The sequence below is a fragment of the Dethiosulfatibacter sp. genome, from assembly GCF_983023055.1.
Genome location: NZ_CEZJXU010000362.1, coordinates 1 through 2,729 on the forward strand (window position 1 = coordinate 1; position 2,729 = coordinate 2,729).

Genomic DNA, 2,729 nt, shown 5'->3' on the forward strand with positions numbered 1-2,729 from the left:
TCCTGGTCTGAAGAAAACCTATAAGTCTGTAAGAAGTAAATACGGCAGAGAATTTTCAGACAGAATGTTTTTAGAAAATCCTGAGAGATTAATCAAAGGTGATGATCTGGCCGTTTTACCTAACACTAAGGGTAAAGCTGTTACTGTAAGAACTTCGAAGATGAAATTTGCAGCTGTTGTAGCTGTTGGAATCTGTGTTGCAGTCCTTTTTATATCAAAAGGCATATCGCCAACAGTGGATATTGAGGTTGCTGCCGTAGAAGATAGTACTGTGACAGATGTGGAACACTACGATAACGTGGACAACATAGTTATTGCAACGGATAATATAGATAATACTGAATCTTTTGGTGAAGATGTTTCATCAACTGAAGGAGAAGATGTAAATCTTCCAGCTGATGGAACAACTGATACGGGAGTAAATGAAGAAAACAATATTGAAATTGTTGAAGAATCCCACGAGGAGCTTCTTGTAAAAAGCTATGTATCATTTCTCGAGAATCTTGAAAGTGAATATATGGATACCTGTGAAGGATACTACAGCATGCTAAAGTCCGCTATAGACTTAGAGGACGAAACAGAGAGGGATGTAAGAGTAGAAGGTATACTGGATGAGTTGGGTAGCGTTGAAAACAGCTCCGACAACCAAGTCTACAAGACACTCTACGACATGCAGAATGACCTTGAGGAATACAAGTACGATGTAGCAGTAGTCAAGGAACTCAGGGAGCACTATATTGAAGTAAAGATGGAAGTTTCCGAGGAATACAAAATCCAGCTTGAAGAATACGGCAATAGAAACAATGTTTAGATTCGCAATATCTTTATTGATTACCTGTTGCATAAGTGAACTTATATTGTTACACTTAGAACAAGCATATTAAATGTGTGAAATTGAAAATCACGCTATTAAGAGAATAAAGAAAGGAGAGATTAACATGTATATTGGAGGATTGAAGAAACAAGCAATTAAGATACTTAAGGATTATTTGCTTCAGGCTGTAATTGTAACCTTTGTTGTTTGGTTGTTGACGGATGCATATACCCAGCAGAATGCAGTAGAAATTACCCAGCATGGCGGACAGCTTGAAAGATTCAATACAGCCAATTTGTTGAGTCTCCTGATTTCGGGACCATTGTCCCTTGGAGTGGCAAGGTTTTACATGGCAATAGAAAAGGGAAAGAAGGATCTAAACTTCTATATGATCTTCGACAGCTTCAAGGAATTCAAGAGAACTTTTCTTTTCCATATACTTTCTACAATCTTCATAGTATTGTGGACACTTTTATTGGTAGTTCCAGGCATAATGGCAGCCATAAGGTATTCAATGGCATATTATCTTCTTGCTGAGAATCCTGAAATGGAAGCAATGGAAGCATTAAGAAAATCCTCTGAAATGATGCAGGGACATAAATTGGATTTCTTTAAATTTTGTTTATCATTCATAGGTTGGGCATTTTTGTGCTTGATTACAATGGGAATAGGATTTTTGGTGCTCATTCCATATTTCCAGATGTCAAAGCTTTACTTCTACAGGTCATTAACAAGCAAGAAAACAGGCGGCGATACCTATTATCTCAATAGGTGACAGGTGGTTTCAATGCGTTGCAACCACTCAAAAAAACATATCTATGCACTATTGGAAAACGTTTACAAATGCAAAGATTTATGCTATAATGATAGTACAACAAATACAGTATTCATAAAATTGAAAGCACAAAATATAAGTTTAAGAAAATTAAAATATCTTGAAGATATTTCAAGAGAAAGTGGTTTATCAGAAACTTAAAAAGTGCAAGTAAAAGATAAATGGATAATGATATTGTTGTAGTAAATGTTCTAGAAATGGAACATTACGAAAGATTTTACCTAGGGGCAAAACCCGAAAGGAGCAACATGAAAGTAGTGGTATAGGAACTAGTTCTCAAAGATAAATCTTGGGAGCTAGTTTCGTTTTTGGGATAATTCTCGAGAACCGTCAAAAATACAAAAGGGATGGTTCTTTTTGTATTGGCGGCAAGATCAATAAGACACAAATGCGATTAGTATCCATCCGCCAAACATCATTAAGATCTCCTTCCTTTGAATTAAGTATAATAGAAGAATGTGTAAGAAATATGTAAGAGTGATAGTGGTTATTATTTACGGTAAATAAGAAATATTTAAGATGGATTGTATAAATGCTTAAGTACCTTGACTTGAGTTGTTGATATGAACATTTCAATCTGATAGAATAGTTTTGGGTAAAAAATTATATATAATAACACAATAACACACGAAAGCATTAACAAAATATCAACGAAAAGGAGAAAAAGATGAAAAAGAAAATATTTTTCACTAAGAAAGCTGTTCAACCTTCACCAAGCTATTCCCAGGCTGTAATCTACAATGGTGTAGCATACACTTGTGGTCAGCTGAGTCAAGATCTTGAAGGAAACATAGTTTCTGGTACTGTTGAAGAACAGACAAGAAATATTATGAATAATATCAAGGTTATAGTAGAGGAATTGGGATCAACAATGGAAGATGTACTTACAACATCATTCTATTTTGCGGACAATACCGTATTTCCAGAATACGACAAGGTATACAGGGAATATTTTCCAAATAACCCACCTGCAAGAGTTGCAACAATAAGCAGCGAAATTTACGGCGGACTTGCCCTTGAAATGTGCGCAACCATTGCTGTTGACGAGGATAAAATTCCAGAAGGAAACATCATAGGATA

General features: G+C 35.5%; 4 protein-coding genes. All 4 read left to right on the forward strand.

The genetic code is table 11. The features are described 5' to 3' along the window. Nucleotides 1–811, forward strand: an 811-nt coding sequence (locus AC3AX0_RS11015; protein ID WP_487550335.1) for a hypothetical protein, incomplete at its 5' end; no start/stop codon positions are given. A 127-nt stretch (nucleotides 812–938) separates the two neighbouring features. Further along, nucleotides 939–1,589 (forward strand): DUF975 family protein, encoded by a 651-nt coding sequence (locus AC3AX0_RS11020; RefSeq protein WP_487550336.1) that lies wholly within the window; start codon nucleotides 939–941, stop codon nucleotides 1,587–1,589. Nucleotides 1,590–1,601: 12 nt separating this feature from the next. After that, entirely contained in the window at nucleotides 1,602–1,790 is a 189-nt protein-coding gene (locus AC3AX0_RS11025) for a hypothetical protein (RefSeq protein WP_487550337.1), read from the forward strand. A gap of 526 nt (nucleotides 1,791–2,316) precedes the next feature. Next, the coding region (locus tag AC3AX0_RS11030) for a RidA family protein (protein ID WP_487550338.1) at nucleotides 2,317–2,729 on the forward strand (413 nt) is incomplete at its 3' end.

What these genes read in the sequence shown, in the direction of transcription:
- AC3AX0_RS11020 (WP_487550336.1), top strand. Translation starts at nt 939, where the DNA reads ATGTATATTGGAGGATTGAAGAAACAAGCAATTAAGATACTTAAGGAT.
- AC3AX0_RS11025 (WP_487550337.1), top strand. Translation starts at nt 1,602, where the DNA reads ATGCGTTGCAACCACTCAAAAAAACATATCTATGCACTATTGGAAAAC.